Genomic DNA, 18,623 nt, shown 5'->3' on the forward strand with positions numbered 1-18,623 from the left:
ATGATACCGGCCGTATATATAGGAACACCCCAGGGTGCCCGAGATCTTGGCTCAGCGTGGCTCTCAGCGGGCCGCGCAAAGGGCCGTAGCCACATTGACCCCCGTACCGTCGCCAACACCGCACCGCAGCACCGGGAGGCCATCACCGTGCGACTCAGGGCCGTAGACAGCATCGACACGACCACCGCCGAGACCGAACTGATCACCACTGAGGAGTTGGCCCGGATGCTGCGCGTGGATCCGTCCAGCGTGCGCCGCTGGCGGACCGCGCGCCCGCTGCAAGGTCCGCCGTTCATCGCCCTGTCCGAGCGCGTGATCATGTACTCGATCGAGGACGTGCGCGCATGGCTGGCCAGCCGTCGAGTCACCCCGGAGGCAGCGTGACCAGCGCAGCGCAGCACCCGCCTCTCAGTGTTTCAGTCAAGTCCGACGTGGAGTACCGCGCCGGCCGGCCCAAGCCCTACAAGGCTCGCGTGCGCTGGAACGACCCCGTGACCGGGGACCGGCGATCCCTGTCGCACTCAACGGTGGAACCCGAGGAGGCTCAGGACTGGATCGACGGCATGATTCGCGCGGCCAACGGCGGGATCAATCCGGCCGCGGCCACGCAGCGACTCGCCGAGTACGGCACGGACGTGATGCCGCTGGCCACCCGCGGGTTGGAGCGCAAGACGCTCGATCCGTACCTGGCCGGCTGGCGGCTGCGCGTCGTGCCGACCCTCGGGCACATTCCCATGCGGATGATCACCAACGGCGTGGTGGACCGGGCGGTCTACTCGTGGATCGAGGACGAATGCAGCCGCTCGACAGTCAAGAACACGCTTGCCATCCTGGTCAGGGTGCTGGAACAGGCCGTGCGTGATGGCGTGGTAGACCGCAACGTCGCGCGGGTCACGGGCTGGCAGCGCGAGTACCAGCGCGCCGAGGACGAGTTGGACGACCCACGCTCGCTCGCCCTGCCGAGCTGGGAAGCGCTGACCACGCTCGCAGACACGCTCGTCACCCGGTCGCACGGCCAGTTCACCGGATGGGGACACATCGTCACGTTCGCCGCGTGCACCGCGGCCCGCATCGGCGAGGTGTCCGGCGTCCGGGCCGGGGACATCGACCGGGCAACGTGGACGTGGACGGTGCGCAGGCAGACCACACCCGGACCGGGCGGGCTGATCGACAAGGGCACCAAGGGCAAACGCGCCCGCAAGGTGCCGATCATCGAAGAGGTCCGCCCGATGGTGACCGAGCGACTCGACTCCGCGGCCGGCCCGGACGCCCGACTGTTCACCGGGCCGCGGGGCGGCCGGATCAGTACCGCGGTACTGCGGGACGCCACGCACTGGGACGAGGTGGTCACCGAGCTGGGCTACGAGCACCTGCGACGCCACGACCTGCGGCACACCGGCCTCACCTGGCTAGCCGATGCCGGCGTCCACGTGCACGTACTGCGGAAGATCGCCGGGCACGGATCGCTCACCACTACACAGCGGTACCTACACCCGGATCAACGCTCGATCGAGGAGGCCGGAACGGCGCTCAGCGCCCACCTGCGCGCTCCCAGAATTCTCCCCGTGTCCCCAAACGGTCCCCAACTCCGAGCCGTCTAGTAGGAATATCCGGATCTAGCAGAATGACAGAAGGGCCGCTGACCAGGGTGTATACCCTAGCTAGCGGCCCTTCAAGATTGTCGGGCTGACAGGATTTGAACCTGCGACCCCTTGACCCCCAGTCAAGTGCGCTACCAAGCTGCGCCACAGCCCGCTACCACGCTTACGCGCGGCAACCGGTACAGACTACCAAGGGCTTCCGTGCTGCCTGCAACGGCATACCGGTCCGGCTCGCGGAGAACGAGCCCAACGGGCTCAGCCGTGCGCTCGGCCCCGGTCCCCTGGTCCCAGCTTCTTGCGGGGGCGGACCGAGATGTCGATCGGGGAGCCTTCGTACCCGAATTCTTCGCGCAGCTTGCGTTCGATGAACCGGATGTAGCCGGCGTCGAACGGGCCGGTGGTGAACAGCACGAAGCGGGGCGGGGCGACGCCAGCCTGGGTGGCGAACAGCAGCCGGGGGGCACGCCCTCCGCGTACGGGGTGGGGGGTGGCCTGGGTGAGCGCGGTGAGCCACTGGTTGAGCGCGCCGGTGGACACCCGCTGTTCCCAGGAGTCCAGCGCCCGGTGCAGGGCGGGGGCGAGCTTGTCGACAGCGCGGCCGGTCTTGGCGGAGATGTTGACCCGGATGGCCCAGGGTAGCCGCCGCAGTTCCCGGTCGATCTCCTTGTCGAGGTAGTAGCGCCGGTCGGCGTCGACGAGGTCCCACTTGTTGAAGGCGATGACCAGGGCCCGGCCGGCCTCCACGACGGAGGTGAGCACCCGCTGGTCCTGTTCGCTGATGGGCTCGGCGGAGTCGAGCAGCACGACGGCGACCTCGGCGGCTTCGACGGCGCCGGCGGTGCGCAGCGACGCGTAGTATTCGGTGCCGCTGGCGGTCTTGACGCGTTTGCGCAGCCCGGCGGTGTCGACGAACTGCCAGACCTCGCCGCCCATCTCGACGAGGCTGTCGACCGGGTCGACGGTGGTGCCGGCGACCGAGTCGACGACGGCGCGTTCCTCTTTGGACAGCTTGTTGAGCAGGCTGGACTTGCCGACGTTGGGCCGTCCGACGAGGGCGACCCGGCGGGGCCCGCGGGGGCCGCCGTCGATGATCGGCGGGGCGGGCGGCATGGCGTCCAGGACGGCGTCGAGCAGGTCGCCGGAGCCGCGGCCGTGCAGGGCGCTGATCGGGTACGGCTCGCCGAGACCCATCGACCACAGCGAGGTGGCCTCGATTTCGAGGGTCTGGTTGTCGGCCTTGTTGGCGACCAGGATGACGGGTTTGGCGCTGCGCCGCAGCATCTTGACGGCGGCCTCGTCGACGTCGGTGGCGCCGACGGTGACATCGACGACGAAGACCACGACGTCGGCGGTCTGCACGGCGATTTCGGCCTGGTCGGCGATGGCGCGGGCGCGGTCCTTGGCGTCGGGTTCCCAGCCGCCGGTGTCGACCACGGTGAACCGGCGCCCGTTCCAGTTGGCGTCGTAGGGCACCCGGTCGCGAGTGACGCCGGGCACGTCCTCCACGACCGCCTGGCGCCGGCCGATGAGCCGGTTGACCAGGGTGGACTTGCCGACGTTGGGCCGCCCGACGACGGCGACCACGGGGGCCGGGCCGGTGTCGGCGGTGGCGCCGCCGGGCTCGCCGGTGAGCAGGTCGGGGTCGTCGGTGAGCAGGTCGGGGTCGTCGGCGTCGAGCAGCGCGGCGGCGATCTCCGCCTGGTGGTCGGCGTGCGCGTCGGTCACGAAGAGGTCCTGGATTTCAGCAGGTCGGACAGGCGGGTGACAACCTCGTCGATGCTCATGCCGGTGGTGTCGACCTCGACGGCGTCGTCGGCCTGGCGCAGCGGGTCGGCGGCGCGGGAGGAGTCGAGCTTGTCGCGGCGGGCGAGGTCGGCCTCGGTGGCGGCGGTGTCGGTGGCGTCCTCGGTGCTGCGCCGGGCGGCGCGGGCGGCGGCGGACGCGGTGAGGTAGACCTTGAGGTCGGCGTCGGGCGCGACGACGCCGGCGATGTCGCGGCCCTCGACCACGATGCGCGGCTGCCCGGCGATGATGGCCTGCTGCCGGGCGACCAGGTGGCGGCGCACGGCGGGCACCGCGGCGACGGCGGACACGGCGCCGGTGACCTCGGGGCCGCGGATGGGCTGGTCGACGTTGGTGCCGTTGGCGGCGATGTGCGGGGCGGCCGGGTCGGTGCCGATGGACAGGTCGGTGGACAGCGCGACCTTGGTGATGCCGTCGGGGTCGGCGAGGTCGGCGCCGGCTTCGAGCACGGCCCAGGTCACGGCGCGGTACATGGCGCCGGTGTCCAGGTACACCCCACCGATCGCCGCGGCGAGACGCCGGGAAACGGTGGATTTGCCGGATCCCGACGGTCCGTCGACTGCCACCACAATGCGTTCGTCGCCCACCGTTTCCTCCCGCGACCGGAAATCATCAACGAACAAAGGTACCCGCTGCGGGAAACTCAGTCCCCGACGGCCTTGAACAGCGCGGCGATCTCGGCGTTGGACAGCCGCCGGAAACCCCCGGGGCGCATGTCACCGAGCCGGATCGGCCCCACCGCGGTGCGGATCAGCCGGGAGACCGGGTGCCCGACCTCGTCCATCATCCGGCGCACGATGTGTTTGCGCCCCTCGTGCAGGGTGATCTCCACCTGGGCGGTCTTGCCGAGGGCGTCCACCAGGCGGAACTTGTCGACCCGGGCGGGCCCGTCGTCCAGTTCCACGCCGGCCTGCAACCGCCTGCCGACGTTGCGCGGCAACGGCCCGGCGACCTCGGCGAGGTAGGTCTTGGCGATCCCGTACGACGGGTGCATCAACTTGTGCGCCAGCGCGCCGTCGTTGGTGAGCAACAGCAGCCCCTCGCTGTCGGCGTCCAGCCGTCCGACGTGGAAGACCCGCTGCTCGAAGCCGCCGAGGAAGTCGGCGAGCTCGGTGCGTCCCTTATCGTCGTCCATGGAGGACACCACGCCGCGGGGCTTGTTCATGGCGAGGTAGACCAGCTTGGTGTCGGTGATCACACGCTGGCCGTCGACGCGGATCTCCGCGGTGGCCGGGTCGACCTTGTCGCCGAGTTGGGCGACCTTGCCGTTCACGGTGACGCGCCGGCGATAGATCAGATCCTCGCAGGCGCGCCGCGAACCAACACCGGCCGCCGCCAGCACCTTCTGGAGGCGTTCGGCCGTGTCAGCCTGAGGCATCGAGCACTTCTTCCACGTCGTCGGGCAGGAACGGGGCTAGCGGCGGCAACTGCTCGACCGAGTTGAGGCCGAGCTTTTCGAGGAACAGCGGGGTGGTCCGGTAGAGATGCGCACCGGTCTCCGGTTCGGTGCCGCATTCCTCGATGAGACCGCGGGTTGCCAGCGTACGCATGACGCCGTCGCAGTTCACACCGCGGATGGCCGAGATCCGGGAGCGGGTCACGGGTTGCTTGTAAGCGACCACGGCCAGTGTCTCCAACGCGGCCTGGGTGAGCCGTACGGACTGTCCGTCGAGCACGAACCGTTCCACGTACGCCGCGTACTCGGGCCGGGTGTAAAGCCGCCATCCCCCGGCGGCGCGCCGCAGGTCGAAGCCGTGCCCGGCGGCGGTGTAGCGCGCCGAGATGTCTTCCAGCATGGTCGCCACCCGCTCGGTGGGCTGTTCCATGATCTGCGCGAGCTGCATCTCGGCGACGGGTTCGTCGACGACCAGCAGGATGGCCTCCAGCGCGGCGCGGAACTCGGCTTCGTCGATCAGGGTGGGCACGCTGGGCAGCGAGATCTGTTCCCCGGCGCCGTCCGGGCCGGGCGTCGCGGCGGTGTTTCGGGTACGCCGTGTGCGCGGCTGGGCGGGAATCGCGGCCGCGCCAGCGGGCGGCTCGACGGCAGGTGGCTCGACGGCCGGTGGCTCGACGGCCGGCGCCGGCGCGTCGGCGCCGGGGGCCTCTCCGGCCTCGCCGACCCCGCCGGCCTCGTCGATCCCGTCGGCTTCGTCGGTCTCGTCGATCCCGTCGGCCTCGTCGTCGCGCTCCGGCACCTCCTCGGCGAACGGCAGGTCGACCTCCTGGTCGTTGCTGACGTCGTCGTCGGCGGCGGTGTCGAACACGTCACCGGCGTCCTCGCCGTCGGGGACCGGGGCGTCCACGGCCACGACGGGTTCTTCCTGCGCCGCTTCCTCGATCGGGGCGGGCACCGGCACCTCGGGGACGCTGCCCACATCGGTGGGCTCGGGTGCGGGCTCCTCGGGCAGTTCCTGCGGCTCGTCGACCACGGCCTCCGGCTCGGTCTCCCCGGGCACGGGCGAGACCTCGGGGGTGTCCGGCGCGCCGGGGCCGGCATCGGGACCGTACGCGGCGGGTAGCTGGTCCGCGGCGACCTGCGCCTCGCCGGCCCGTGCCTCGGGGATGTCCGGCGCGGCGGCCCGCACCTCGGCGGCGGCCTCCGGCGACTCGGCCTGCGCCTCCGGCGACTCCGGTGCCTCGGGCGACTCGGGAGATTCGGGCGGCGCAGCGTGCGATTCCGCCGGCGGCTCGGTGGTCTCGTCCGGCTCCTGGTCGGCGGTGACTGCGGCTTGGTAGTCGCGGTCCGGGGTGCGGGATCCGCGCTCCCACGGCGGCACCCAGGAGGCAGCCTGCGCGGCCAGGGACTGGGGACGGTCGTCGCTCACGGCTTCTCCTCACGATCGGTGTCGGCGTCGCCGGGCGGTCCGGCGACGGGTTCGGGGGCGGGGCCGGCCGAAGCGGCATCGCCCGGCCTCTCGGGTGGGGCGGACGAGCCGGGCTCCTCCGCCGCGCCGGACTCCCCCGCCGGGCCCGACTCCCCCACCGGGCCCGACTCCCCCACCGGGCCGGACTCCCCCGCCGGGGCGGGCGGGCCGGGCTCCTCCGGCGGGTCGCCCGCCAGGGCGGCGATGTCGGCGTCGGTGACCGCCGCCGCCGGCGCCCCGTCCGGCGTCTCGGCCGGTGGTGGCGTGCCCTCGTAGTCGTCGATGTCCAGGTCGGCGTCCGGGATGTCGCCGCCGATCCACCGCACGGTCAGCTCGTCCAGCGAGACCGGCTGCTCGAAGTCGATCAGCCCCTCGCGGTAGAGCTCCAGCAACGCCAGGAACCGGGCCACCACTTCCAGTGTGTTCTCGCAGTCGCTGACCAGCAACGTGAACGTAGCCGACCCGGCCCGGCGCAGCCGGTCCCGCAGGAGCGTGGCGTGCTCGCGCACGCTGACCCGGGTCTGGTGGATGTGCGCGATGGACACCTCGGGCGGCCCGGGTTTGGGGCTGAACTGTTTGAGGGCGAGCTTGAACAGCCGCTGCGGTCCGACGCCGAGTACCAGCTCGGGCAGGGCCTCGGCGAAGCGCGGTTCCATGGCCACGGCTCGGGGCCAGCGCCGCGCCCCGGCCTCCTCCAGGTGGGCCAGGTGCGCCGCGGCCTCCTTGAACGCCTTGTATTGCAGCAGGCGGGCGAAGAGCAGGTCGCGGGCCTCCAGCAGGGCCAGGTCCTCCTCGTCCTCGACGTCGGCGGCGGGCAGCAGCCGGGCCGCCTTGAGGTCGAGCAGGGTGGCGGCGACCAGCAGGAACTCGCTGGCCTCGCCGAGGTCCCAGTCGTCGCCCATGGCGCGGATGTAGGCGATGAAGTCGTCGGTGACCTGGTGCAGCGCCACCTCGGTGACGTCCAGCTTGTGCTTGCCGATGAGCTGCAGCAGCAGGTCGAACGGGCCGGTGAAGTTGTCCAGCCGGACGGTGAACTTGCCGGAGTCGGCCTCCGCGCCGTCGACCTCAGCGCCGCCGGGCTCCGCACCGTCGACCTTGGCACCGTCCGCGTTGGCACCGTCGACCTTGGCACCGTCGACCTTGGCGCCGTCGTCTCCGTCGCCGTCAGCCCGGACCGCGAGATCACCCGGGGAGCCCGGCGCGGTGGGGCCCGGGTCCGGCGGGCCGGGCGCGGGTGAGGCCGTGACCTGGGGCGGGTCGGTCACGGCGTCGGGGACGGGCTGCTCGGGCACGTGACGACGGTAGACCACCGGTCCGACAACCTGTTCAGCACTCAACCGTTCACTCCCAGAAGCCGCGTAAACACCCTCCGTCCGTCCAACGTCTGCGAGATCAACGGGTAACCCCCGGATGATCCCATTCGGCGAACAGGTTCGACCGAAGCGGCCGATCTCGCCAACGTGATCGCGAGGTACCGTGCCTGCGACTGGATCACGCCTCTGACCTCGGGAGACCCTTCATGCGCCGCTTCCTCGCCGCCGTCACCGCCGTCATGGCGCTGCTGCCGGCCGCGGCCTGCTCCGCGGGCGACGCCGACAACGCGGCCCCGGCGACCAAGGTCAGCGTGGGAGTCATCCCGATCGTCGACGTGGCCCCGATCTACCTGGGCAAGCAGAAGGGTTTCTTCAGCAGCCGCGGCATCGACTTGTCCCTGGTGGCCGAGCAGGGCGGCGCGCCGATCGTGAAGGGCGTGCTGAGCGGCAAGTACGAGTTCGGGTTCAGCAACGTGACCTCGCTGATGGCGGCGCAGGCGGACGGCGCCCCGGTGAAGATGGTGGCCAACGGCATCACCTCCAACGGCCGGCAGGGCCGGGACTTCTCCGCGATCGCGGTGGACCAGCACAGCCCGATCCGCGACGCCAGCGAACTGGCCGGCAAGCGGGTGGCGGTGAACACCCTGAAGAACCTGGGCGACACCACGGTGCGGCAGTCGGTGCGCAAGGCCGGCGGCGACCCGTCGCGGATCGAGTTCGTGGCGATGCCGTTCCCGGACATGCCGGCGGCCCTGCAGGGCGGCACGGTGGACGCGGCGTGGGTGGTGGAGCCGACGCTGTCCACCACCCTGACCCAGGGCGGGCGGATCATCGCGTCGAACCTGGTGGACACCGCCCCGGACATGACGGTGGCGGCGTACTTCACCGACACCGGCCTGATCGACAAGAACCCGGACCTGGTGAAGCGGTTCACCGCGGCGATCGACGAATCTCTGGGATACGCCGACGGCCACCCCGAGGAGGTCCGCGACGTGGTCGGCACCTACACCACGATCACCGACGTGGTGCGCATCTCGATGATCCTGCCGACGTGGCCGACGACGGTGAACCGGGCGTCGTTGCAACGGCTGGCGAAGCTGGCCGAACAGGACGGCATCATCACCGGCGAGCCGGACCTGGACGCCCTGCTGCCCGGCACGCCGCCGGGTTCCTGACCCGCCGCCCGGCCCACCGGCGGGGACTGTCAGCCCCACAGGCGCAGCGACAGCGTCCCGACGGCGTCCAGCGGCAGCAGCAGCAACGGCTGGCCGAGCGGGAAGAAGCTGAACGCCAGCAGCACCACGACGCCGATGTTCTTCTCCTCGAACCACAACCGGTATCCGTGCATGCCGGGCCCGGGGCGGCGCTGCGCCGACCACAACGCCCCGAAACCGTCCAGCGGCGGCATCGGGACCAGCGCGAGCAGCCCGAACCCGGTCAGCCCGCAGGCCACGGCGAGCAGGAACTGGGCGCCGAAATCGCCGCCGAACTGGCCGCGCAGCACGTCGGACAACCGCAGCGCGGACAACCCGAACGCGTCCGGGTAGACCAGCACAAAGGCCAGGAAGAACAACTGGGCGGCCAGCAGCACGGCCAGCGGGCCGGCCAGAAACACCGCGGCGGCGCGGCCACGGCCACGAAAGCGCGGCACCTCGTCGACGCTGACGCTCTTGCCCCAGCCGGCGCCGCCGACCGCGGCGGCGACCGCACCGAACGGGTCGACGTCCTCGCGCAGCCGCGGCGTCACCGGCTCACGCTCGTGCGTGAGGCCGAGGCTGCGCGCGGTGAGACGCACGGCGTACGCGCGGATGAGCAACGCGAGCAGGAAGGCGAGCAGCAGGCCGGCGAAGGCCACCGGCTGGCCGAGGGCGAACAGCAACTAGTCCCGCTCCGCCTTGGCCGCGATGACCTCCCGGGCGAGCTGCCGGTAGTTGCGCGCGCCGGAGGAGGCCGGGTCGAGGGTGAGGATCGGCGCGCCGGCCACCGTGGACTCGGGGAACTTGACCGTCTTGGTGATCACGGTCTGGTAGACCTTGTCGCCGAACGCCTCGACCACCCGCTGCAGCACCTGACGGCAGTGCGTGGTGCGCGAGTCGTACATGGTGGCGAGGATGCCCTCCAGCTCCAGGTCGAAGTTGAGCCGCTCGCGCACCTTGTCGATGGTGTCCAGCAGCAGCGCCACCCCGCGCAGCGAGAAGAACTCGCACTCCAGCGGGATGAGCACCCCGTGCGCCACGGTCAGCGCGTTGATCGCCAGCAGGCCCAGCGAGGGCTGGCAGTCGATCAGGATGAAGTCGTATTCCTTGCGGACCGACTTCAGCACCCGGGCCAGGGCCATCTCCCGGGCCACCTCGTTGACCAACTGGATCTCGGCCGCGGACAGGTCGATGTTGGCCGGCAGCAGGTGCAGTCCCTGCACATCGGACTTGATGATCACGTCCTCGGCGGTGACGTCGTCCTGCATCAGCAGGTTGTAGACGCTCAGGTCGAGGTTGTGCGGGTTGACGCCGAGACCGACCGAGCAGGCGCCCTGCGGGTCGAAGTCGACCAGCAGCACCTTGCGGCCGTACTCCGCCAGGGCGGCGCCCAGGTTGATGGTGGTGGTGGTCTTGCCCACACCACCCTTCTGGTTGGCCAGCGCGATGATCCGCGCGGGGCCGTGCCGGTCGGTGGGCATCGGCTCGGGGATCGGCCGGCGCATCGTGTACGCGGTCGGGTCCGCGGGGCCCAGGTCCGCTCCCAGATCGAGCGAATTCTGCTGTTCCCGGAGCGTGGAAGTCCAGGCTTCCGCCCGGTCGCCGTTGCCCGCCATTGTCCTCGCCCCCTCCCGACCCGCGGCCGATGCCCGACTTTACGCCACCGCGGGCGGGCTTCCGGGCTCAGCACCCGGCGTGTCGCGCGGGGAGAGCCGACGGATGCGCACCGGTCAACGAGCGCGCGGGTGTGCGGTGGCGTACACCTCACGCAAACGGTCGACGGTCACCAGCGTGTAGACCTGGGTGGTGGTCACCGAGGCGTGGCCGAGCAGCTCCTGCACCACCCGGACGTCGGCGCCGCCGTCCAGCAGATGCGTGGCGTAGCAGTGACGCAGCGTGTGCGGGGACACCTCCCCCGGCACCGCGGCGGCCTGCGCGGCGCGGCGCAGGATGCTCCACCCGCTCTGCCGCGACAGCCGCCCGCCGCGGGTGTTGAGGAACACCGCCGGGGTGCCGCGCCCGGCCGCGGCCAGCACCGGACGGCCGCGCACCAGGTACGCCTCCACGGCCCGCCGCGCGTACCGGCCGACCGGGACGATCCGGGTGCGTCCGCCCTTGCCGTGCAGCACCACCGTGGCGTCGCCGGACAGGTCGAGGTCGTCCACCGCCAGGCCGACCGCTTCGGAGATGCGCGCCCCGGTGCCGTAGAGCAGTTCCAGCAGCGCCCGGTCGCGCAGCCCGGCCGCATCGTCCCCGCCGGCCGCGGCGAGCAGCCGTTCCACGGCGTCCACGTCCAGCGCCTTGGGCAGCCGCCGCGGCGGCGCGGGCGGGCGCACCTCCCGGGCGGCGTCCACCCCGGTCAGCCCTTCCCGCAGCGCGAAGCGGTGCAGCCCGCGCACCGCGCTGACGGCCCGCGCGGCCGACGCGGCCGACAGCGGCGGGTGCGTGTCGTCACCGGAGCGCAGCCCGGCCAGGTGCCGTTCCAGGTCCGCCGGGCCGACCGCGGACAGCTCACCGATCCCGGCCGCGGTCAGCGCCGCCACGTACCGCTCCAGGTCCCGCCGGTACGACGCGACGGTGTTGCCGGACAGGCCGCGCTCCACGGCGAGGTGGTCCAGATAGGTGCGCACCACCCGGTCCAGGCTCAGCGCAGCACCTCCGCGAGCGGGGTCACCGCCATGCCGTGCGCCTCGGCGACCGGGCCGTAGACGACCTGCCCGTCGTGGGTGTTCAGGCCCAGGGCCAGGGCCGCGTCGGCGCGGACCGCCTCCCGCCATCCCCGGTTGGCCAGTTCCACCGCGTACGGCAAGGTGACGTTGGTCAGCGCGTACGTGCTGGTGTGCGGCACCGCGCCGGGCATGTTGGCCACGCAGTAGAACATCGACGAATGCACCGGATAGACCGGGTCGGCGTGCGTGGTCGGGCGCGAATCCTCGAAGCAGCCGCCCTGGTCGATGGCGATGTCCACGAGCACGCTGCCCGGTTTCATCCGCGACACCAGCTCGTTGGAGATCAGGTTCGGGGCCTTGGCGCCGGGCACCAGCACCGCGCCGATCACCAGGTCGGCGTCGAGCACCGCCTTCTCGATCTCGTAGGCGTTGGAGGCGATGGTCTGCAGATGGCCGCGGTAGTCCGCGTCGGCCGCCCGCAGCTTGGCGATGTTCTTGTCCAGCACCAGCACCTCGGCCTGCATGCCCAGCGCGATCGCGGCGGCGTTCATGCCGGACACGCCGGCGCCGATCACCACGACCTTGGCCGCGTAGACCCCCGGCACCCCGCCCATCAGCACGCCGCGCCCGCCGCCGGAGCGCATCAGGTGGTACGCGCCGACCTGCGGCGCGAGCCGGCCGGCCACCTCCGACATGGGCGCCAGCAGCGGCAGCGACCGGTCACCGAGCTCCACCGTCTCGTACGCGACGCCGGTGACGCCCCGGTCGATCAGCGCGTCGGTGCACTCCTTGGAGGCGGCCAGATGCAGGTAGGTGAACAGCACCTGCCCGCGGCGCATCCGGTGGTACTCCTCAGCGATCGGCTCCTTGACCTTGAGCACCAGCTCGGCGGCGCCCCACACCTCATCGGGATCGGCCACCACGGTGGCCCCGGCTGCGGCGAAGTCGTCGTCGGTGATGGACGAGCCGGTCCCGGCACCGGCCTGCACGAGAACCTGGTGCCCGGCGCGGGTGAGCTCGAAGACCCCGGCCGGGGTGATCGCCACCCGGAACTCGTTGTTCTTGACTTCGCTGGGAATGCCGACCTTCACGAGCCGACACCGTCCTTTCCGGCACGAGACGTCGAGGGCTCACCCGGGCGGGTTGCCTCGCACACTACCGTCCCACGCAGTGGACGCTACCGCCGTCCTGTTGCCCGCAGGTCAAGAACGTGTCGCGTCCGGCCACACCCGCCGGGCCTAGCCGGCCGGTTCTAGCCGGCCGGGCGCAGCGTCGCCCAGCCGTCGGCGCGGGCCCGCGCCGCCGCCAGCAGCCCGCACACCGTCGCCGCGTTGGTGATCTCGCCACGCAGCACCATGGCCACCGCCTCGTCCAGGTCGAACCAGACGATCTCCAGGTCCGCCTCCTCGTCGGTGCGCGGATGGCGATCCTGTTCCGGCACCGGCGCCACGTCGCGGGCCAGGAAGATGCGGATGCTCTCGTTGCTGAACCCGGGCGAGGTGTGCAGGTCGACCAGCAGGTCGAAACGCCGCGCCGTGTAGTCGGTCTCCTCGACCAGTTCCCGGCCCGCCGTGGTCAGCGGCGGCTCGCCGTCCACGTCGCGCAGCCCGGCGGGCATCTCCCACAGCTCACCGCCGACCGCGTGCCGGTACTGGCGGATCAGCACCACCCGGTCGGCGTCGTCCAGGGCGATCACGCCGACGGCGCCCACGTTCTCCACCACATCGCGGCTCACCACGCCGCCGTCGGACATGGTCACCTGGTCGGAGTACACCGCGAAGATCGGCCCGGCGTAGCGCTGCGCGCGGGACACCGTGCGGTGCTCGAAGGCGGTCATGACGCGGGCACCGCCGTCTTCGTCTCCGCCGGGCCCTGCTGCGCGGCGACCGGCCCGGCGGCGGGCGCGGCCGCGTCGGCGTCGGTGTCCACCGGCAGTTCCCCGGAGCGGGCGTACTCCACCGCGGCGCGCAGGAACGCGGCGAACAGCGGATGCGCGCGGGTCGGCCGCGACTTGAGCTCCGGATGCGCCTGGGTGGCCACGAAGAACGGATGCTCGTCGCGGTCCAGCTCGATGAACTCCACCAGCCGCCCGTCCGGGGAGGTGCCGGAAAAGCGCAGCCCGGCACGCGACAGCCGATCCCGGTACGCGTTGTTGACCTCGTAGCGGTGCCGGTGCCGTTCGGAGATCTCGGTGCCCTCGTACGCCTGCGCCACGATCGAGCCGGGCGTCAGCGCCGCCGGGTAGGCCCCCAGCCGCATGGTGCCGCCCATGTCGCCGCGACCCGCGACGATGTCCTCCTGGTCGGCCATCGTGGAGATCACCGGGTGGGCGGCGCGCTCGTCGAACTCCAGGGAGTTGGCGCCCTCCAGACCGGCCAGGTTCCGGGCCGCGTCGATGGTCATGCACTGCAGCCCCAGGCACAGCCCGAGGATCGGAATGCCGTTCTCCCGTGCGTACCGGGAAGCGTTGATCTTCCCCTCGATGCCGCGGATGCCGAATCCGCCGGGGATGACGATGCCGTCCACGCCCTTGAGGGCGGCGGCGGCTCCGGCCGCGGTCTCGCAGTCGTCGGAGGGCACCCAGCGCACCTGCGCGCGGACCCGGTTGGCGAACCCGGCGGCGCGGATGGCCTCGCTGACCGACAGGTACGCGTCGGGCAGATCCACATACTTGCCGACCAGCGCCACGGTGACGGTGCGGCGCGGGTGGTGCACCCGCTCCAGCAGGTCGTCCCAGGTGGACCAGTCCACGTCGCGGAACGACAGGCCGAGCCGGCGCACCACGTAGGCGTCCAGGCCCTCACGGTGCAGCACCTTGGGGATGTCGTAGATGCTCGGCGCGTCCGGCGCCGCGACCACCGCCTCGCGGTCCACGTCGCAGTACAGCGACAGCTTGTGCTTGAGCTTCTCCGGGATCTCCCGGTCGCTGCGGCAGACCAGCGCGTCGGGCTGGATGCCGATGTTGCGCAGCGCGGCGACCGAGTGCTGGGTGGGCTTGGTCTTCAGCTCGCCGGAGGGCGCCAGGAACGGCACCAGCGACACGTGCAGGTAGAAGACCTGTTCCCGGCCGATCTCGTGGCGCACCTGGCGGATCGCCTCCAGGAACGGCAGCGACTCCATGTCGCCCACGGTGCCGCCGACCTCGGTGATCACCACATCCGGGGTGCGCCCGTACTCGTCGGGCGCGGCCATCGCGAAGATGCGCTCCTTGATCTCGTTCGTCACGTGCGGGATGACCTGGACGGTGTCGCCCAGGTATTCCCCGCGGCGTTCCTTGGCGATGACCGCCGAGTAGATCTGCCCGGTGGTCACGTTCGCCTTCTGCGACAGCGCCCGGTCCAGGAACCGCTCGTAGTGCCCGACGTCGAGATCGGTCTCCGCGCCGTCGTCGGTCACGAAGACCTCACCGTGCTGGAACGGGTTCATCGTGCCGGGGTCGACGTTCAGATAGGGGTCGAGCTTCTGCATCACGACCCGCAGGCCGCGGGCGGTCAGAAGGTTGCCGAGGCTGGAGGCGGTGAGGCCCTTTCCCAGCGAGGAGGCGACGCCCCCGGTGACGAAGATGTGCCGGGTGTCGCGCACTGTGACGGCCAAGACCTGCTCCCGTGGTCGGTCCGGATGTTGTCGTGCAGACCAGCGCTAACGGCGCCATCCACGGGATTCCACGGTAACACCATCCGCCCCGCGGGCCCGCAGCGGCAGGTCGCCGCGCGTGTCCGCGGCGGGCGTGCCGGGGGCGGCGATGCCGGGGCCGCCCGGCCCCTCGGACTGCCCGTCGGCCGGGGTGCGGTCGGCGGCGTGGTCGAGCACCCGCAGGGTGGTGAGCACCGCGGTGGGCACCGCGAGCGCGGCTGCGGCGCCCAGCACGGTCAGCGCCGACCCGCCCAACACCCCGGCCATCAGCGAGGCGATGGTGGTGCCGGCGCCGGCCGCCCGCAGCGCCGGATGTAACCCGAACAGGCGATTCAACCCACCCCACGGGGAGAACCGGCAGAACGCCAGCATCAGCGCGCCCACGATGGCCAGCACGGTCAGCGGGCTGTCCAGCAGTGACACCCCGTTGGCGGCGGCGGTGCGCTGCATGGCCGGTCCGCCGGTGCCGTTGCCCAGCGCGCTCAGGAACCGGCCCACGGTGCCCTGTTCCAGCCCCGGGCGGCGCACGTCGAGCACCGCGAAGCCGATGGTCACCGCCAGCCCGGCGACGGTGGCCCAGGCGAAGCGCGGCAGGGTCAGCCAGCCGCCCGCGCTGATCGCCGCGGCCACGCACACCCCGGCGGTCACCGCGACCGCGCCGATCGGGTCGGCGCCCAGGTACGGGCTGCCCACCACGACCACCGCGAACCCGCCCAGCAGCACCACCACCACCGGGCGCCACGGCCGCTGCGCCCACTGCGCCAGGCAGCCCGCCACCACCAACGCCCCGGCCACGAACACGCCCAGCCCGACGCTGCCCACCCCGGCGTACCGGGAACCCTCGATCGCGGAATAGCCGGCCACCCCGTTGAGCTGCAGCCGGGCGCCGGTCATCAGGTCCGCGCCGATGACCACGGTGCCGGCCGCGGCGACCGCACCCATCGGCCACAGGGTGCGCCGGAACTGCGGCGCCAGCCGCACCAGCGCGGTCCCGGCCGCGATCAGCGCCGCGGTGAGCGCGGCGAACGTCAGCCCCGGCCGGCCGCTGCGCCACCACGGCACCGCGTCGGCCAGCAGCCCGGCGGGGATCGCCAGCGCGACGGCGGTCAGCAGCACCTCCAGGACGGCGACCAGCAGCCGCGGCGCGCGGGCCGGCCCGCGCGGGCCGGCGTGCCGGCGCGCGCGCATCATCAGCGGCACGGCCAGCGCGTACAGGATCACCTGCGCGCCGGCCAGCACCGCGAAGAACGTCTCGGCGATGCCGCGCTGGGCCAGCGCCCGCCGGTCGGCGTCGTGGTCGCCGCCGACCGCGTCGCGCAGGTCCGCGGGCCGGTCCGGCACGCTGATCGCGGCCCGGCCGCCGAACAGGTTCTCCGGCGGCGGCCGGGACAGCACGGCCAGCACCGTCGGCGCCACGTCGACCAGTTGCAGGTATCCGTCGCGTCCGGTGCCGGCCGAGGTGAGCCACCCCTGCTGCCAGCCCGGCCCCTCGGCGATCGCCACGTGCAGCCGCTGCTGCGGGCTGGTGTCCGCCAGGCCGGCCACCATGATCAGGGAACGGTCCGGCCGGTTCGCCACCAGCCGGCCCAGGGTGGCGTCGGCGCGGGCCACTGCGGCCCGCCGGGACGCCCCACCGCCGGTGATGGTGCCCAGGTCGACGATGCTCAGCACGCACAGCGACAACAGATCCCGCACCCCGGTGGCGGGCAGCCGCGGCTCGTACCGGTCGACCCGGCCGAACGGGCGGGCGGCGGCGATCGCCGCGCCGGTGCCCACCGCGACGGTGCAGCGCAGCGATTCGGCCAGCGCGCCCGGCACGGTGCGGTACGGGTACAGGTCGGCGTTGTCGCGCACCACGTGCGGCTGGTCGCCGAGGTCCGCGCCGATGCCGTCGGGGCGGGTCAGCGCCGGGGCGGCCGGCGGGCAGGCCCCGGCGACCCGGCCGCCGCCGAACGCGGCGTAGTTGCCCGCGCCCAGGGTCAGCCAGCCGTCCGCCGGGCAGGTGGTGGCCTTGGCCGAGCGCACCGACAGCCAGCCCACCGACCCCCGGGACGCCTCCGCCCACAGGTTCGGGGTGCGCACCGGGTCCAGATCGTCCCAGCGCAGCCCGGCCGCGCCGGCCAGCACCACGTAGTCCGCCGGCTGCTGCTGGGGCGCCGGGCCGGGACGCACCGCGAGCCCGCCGAGGCTGGCCACCGCGGCGAGCGCCACGAGCAGATGCGGCACCCAGGTCCGTGCGGCACGCGCCGGCACGCCGGTGCGCCGCACCCGCCGCAGCCGGCGCAGCCCGGCAGGCCACCGGCTCACCCGCGGCCCGCCCCGGTGTCGCGCACGACGCTCGCGTACGCGGCCCGCACGTCGGCGACGGTGGCCGCCTCGTCCGGCCAGCCGGCCGCCCGCCGCGGTCCCCGCGCGGCGTAACCGGCCCGCCGGTCCGCATCGGCCAGCAGGTCGCGCACCGCCGCGTCCAGGGCGTCCACATCACCCGGCGCGATCTGCACCGCGGCGTCACCGACCAGGCCGGGCAGCCCGCCCACGGCGGTGGTGATCAGCGGCACCCCGGCCCGCAACGCCTCCTGGGCGAACAACTGACGAGCCTCCCAGTCGCTGGTGACCACCGCCAGGTCCGCGCCGGCCAGCAGGTCGGGCACGTCGGCGCGGTGCCCCAGCAGGTGCACCGGCGCGCGCACCTGCGACACCTGCTGAGCCAGATCCATGTAGCTGGGCCCGGACCCGGCGATCAGCACCACCGGGGCGGGCGTCAGGGTGCGCCACCGCGCGGCGGCGGCGATCAGCACGTCGTGGCGTTTCTGCGGGTGCAGCCGGCCGACCGAGACCACCAGCGGAACCCCGGCGGCGACCCGGAACTCGGCGCGCACCGCGGCCCGCGAGCGGCGCGGCGGCCTGCCCTGCGGGGCGGCGACCGCACCCAGCCGGGCCCGGCGGGCGCCCACCGCGAGGGCGCGGGCGACCAGGTCCTCCGAGGCGCCCAGGGTCAGCGCGGCACCGCGGGCGACCACCCGTTCGGCCACCGCGGCGGCCTGCCCGCGCAGGCCGGTGGCCAGCACCGCGTTGTGCCAGGTGACCACCACCGGCACGGCGGGACGGGCGAGCACCGCGACGAACCCGGCGCGCAACCCGTGCGCGTGCACCACGTCGGGCTTCTCCTGCGCCAGCGCCCGCCGCAGCGCGCGCACCGCACCGGAGTCCCGCGGCCCCGGGCCGGCCGGGATCTCCACCGGGGCGAAACCGGCGCCGCACGCGGTGAACCCGAAGTGCTCGTCGGTGGCTGCCGGGCCGCAGACCAGCACCCGGCAGCCCGCCGCGAGCAGGCCGCGGGCCAGCGAGGCGACGTGCCCGCCGACCCCACCGGTGCTGGAGGCCAGGACCAGCGCCACGCTGCCGCGCCAGGTGTCCTCGCGGGCGGCGTCGGTCACGGCCTCTCCTCTCCTTGCTGCGGCCCCGGCGGGTCGGCACGCCCGGCGCGGTCCGCGCTGGCCGCCCCGCTGACCCGGGCGGCGGCCGGCGGCGGGGACGGCGCGGC

16 protein-coding genes and 1 tRNA gene are annotated in these 18,623 nt (G+C 72.9%); 3 read left to right on the forward strand and 14 right to left on the reverse strand.

The genetic code is table 11. The features are described 5' to 3' along the window. Positions 1 to 147 precede the first annotated feature (147 nt). A complete protein-coding gene (locus IEY73_RS29315; RefSeq protein ID WP_229716264.1) occupies positions 148 to 384 on the forward strand; it encodes a helix-turn-helix transcriptional regulator in 237 nt (78 codons plus the stop codon). A gap of 47 nt (positions 385 to 431) precedes the next feature. Next, complete coding sequence (locus IEY73_RS29320; protein WP_229716269.1) at positions 432 to 1,601, forward strand: tyrosine-type recombinase/integrase; 1,170 nt, start codon at positions 432 to 434, stop codon at positions 1,599 to 1,601. An 80-nt stretch (positions 1,602 to 1,681) separates the two neighbouring features. On the opposite strand, the gene IEY73_RS29325 is transcribed toward IEY73_RS29320, so the two are convergent. The 6 genes from IEY73_RS29325 to IEY73_RS29350 form a co-directional block, all read right to left on the reverse strand. Continuing rightward, a tRNA-Pro gene (locus tag IEY73_RS29325) sits at positions 1,682 to 1,755 on the reverse strand. A 101-nt stretch (positions 1,756 to 1,856) separates the two neighbouring features. Beyond that, complete coding sequence (gene der / locus IEY73_RS29330) at positions 1,857 to 3,236, reverse strand: ribosome biogenesis GTPase Der (protein WP_189082599.1); 1,380 nt, start codon at positions 3,234 to 3,236, stop codon at positions 1,857 to 1,859. 86 nt (positions 3,237 to 3,322) lie between these two features. After that, complete coding sequence (cmk, locus tag IEY73_RS29335) at positions 3,323 to 3,991, reverse strand: (d)CMP kinase (RefSeq protein ID WP_229716265.1); 669 nt, start codon at positions 3,989 to 3,991, stop codon at positions 3,323 to 3,325. 56 nt (positions 3,992 to 4,047) lie between these two features. Beyond that, positions 4,048 to 4,782 (reverse strand): pseudouridine synthase, encoded by a 735-nt coding sequence (locus IEY73_RS29340; RefSeq protein WP_189082588.1) that lies wholly within the window; start codon positions 4,780 to 4,782, stop codon positions 4,048 to 4,050. Beyond that, the gene (gene scpB, locus IEY73_RS33890; RefSeq protein ID WP_373292901.1) at positions 4,769 to 5,743 is read right to left on the reverse strand and encodes an SMC-Scp complex subunit ScpB; all 975 of its coding nucleotides are present in this window, start codon (positions 5,741 to 5,743) and stop codon (positions 4,769 to 4,771) included. The genes IEY73_RS29340 and scpB overlap by 14 nt, the downstream gene beginning before the upstream one ends. A 482-nt stretch (positions 5,744 to 6,225) precedes the next feature. Beyond that, the gene (locus IEY73_RS29350; protein ID WP_229716266.1) at positions 6,226 to 7,560 is read right to left on the reverse strand and encodes a segregation/condensation protein A; all 1,335 of its coding nucleotides are present in this window, start codon (positions 7,558 to 7,560) and stop codon (positions 6,226 to 6,228) included. A gap of 227 nt (positions 7,561 to 7,787) precedes the next feature. Here IEY73_RS29350 and IEY73_RS29355 point away from each other — a divergent pair, with 227 nt between their 5' ends. Then, a complete protein-coding gene (locus IEY73_RS29355) occupies positions 7,788 to 8,756 on the forward strand; it encodes an ABC transporter substrate-binding protein (protein ID WP_189082590.1) in 969 nt (322 codons plus the stop codon). A 29-nt stretch (positions 8,757 to 8,785) separates the two neighbouring features. Here IEY73_RS29355 and IEY73_RS29360 read toward each other — a convergent pair whose 3' ends face one another. The 8 genes from IEY73_RS29360 to IEY73_RS29390 form a co-directional block, all read right to left on the reverse strand. Beyond that, positions 8,786 to 9,460, reverse strand: coding sequence for a zinc metalloprotease (locus tag IEY73_RS29360; protein ID WP_189082591.1), 675 nt, complete (start codon positions 9,458 to 9,460; stop codon positions 8,786 to 8,788). Continuing rightward, the gene (locus tag IEY73_RS29365) at positions 9,461 to 10,393 is read right to left on the reverse strand and encodes a ParA family protein (RefSeq protein WP_189082592.1); all 933 of its coding nucleotides are present in this window, start codon (positions 10,391 to 10,393) and stop codon (positions 9,461 to 9,463) included. It abuts the gene before it with no gap. A 114-nt stretch (positions 10,394 to 10,507) separates the two neighbouring features. Beyond that, positions 10,508 to 11,425, reverse strand: coding sequence for a tyrosine recombinase (locus IEY73_RS29370; RefSeq protein ID WP_373292902.1), 918 nt, complete (start codon positions 11,423 to 11,425; stop codon positions 10,508 to 10,510). Further along, positions 11,422 to 12,537, reverse strand: coding sequence for an alanine dehydrogenase (gene ald / locus IEY73_RS33895; RefSeq protein ID WP_229716267.1), 1,116 nt, complete (start codon positions 12,535 to 12,537; stop codon positions 11,422 to 11,424). Before ald ends, IEY73_RS29370 begins: the two co-directional genes overlap by 4 nt. 161 nt (positions 12,538 to 12,698) lie before the next feature. After that, a complete protein-coding gene (locus IEY73_RS29375; RefSeq protein WP_189082594.1) occupies positions 12,699 to 13,283 on the reverse strand; it encodes an NUDIX domain-containing protein in 585 nt (194 codons plus the stop codon). Next, positions 13,280 to 15,040 (reverse strand): CTP synthase, encoded by a 1,761-nt coding sequence (gene pyrG / locus IEY73_RS29380; protein ID WP_189082595.1) that lies wholly within the window; start codon positions 15,038 to 15,040, stop codon positions 13,280 to 13,282. The genes IEY73_RS29375 and pyrG overlap by 4 nt, the downstream gene beginning before the upstream one ends. Positions 15,041 to 15,085: 45 nt before the next feature. Continuing rightward, positions 15,086 to 17,386, reverse strand: coding sequence for a hypothetical protein (locus IEY73_RS29385; RefSeq protein ID WP_373292900.1), 2,301 nt, complete (start codon positions 17,384 to 17,386; stop codon positions 15,086 to 15,088). Then, positions 17,383 to 18,516 carry a glycosyltransferase family 4 protein gene (locus tag IEY73_RS29390; RefSeq protein WP_189082596.1) on the reverse strand — a complete coding sequence of 378 codons (1,134 nt, stop codon included), beginning with the start codon at positions 18,514 to 18,516 and terminating at the stop codon, positions 17,383 to 17,385. The genes IEY73_RS29385 and IEY73_RS29390 overlap by 4 nt, the downstream gene beginning before the upstream one ends. Positions 18,517 to 18,623: the final 107 nt, after the last annotated feature.

Source organism: Mangrovihabitans endophyticus (genome assembly GCF_014646155.1).
In the GTDB taxonomy this organism is placed as follows: domain Bacteria; phylum Actinomycetota; class Actinomycetes; order Mycobacteriales; family Micromonosporaceae; genus Actinoplanes; species Actinoplanes endophyticus.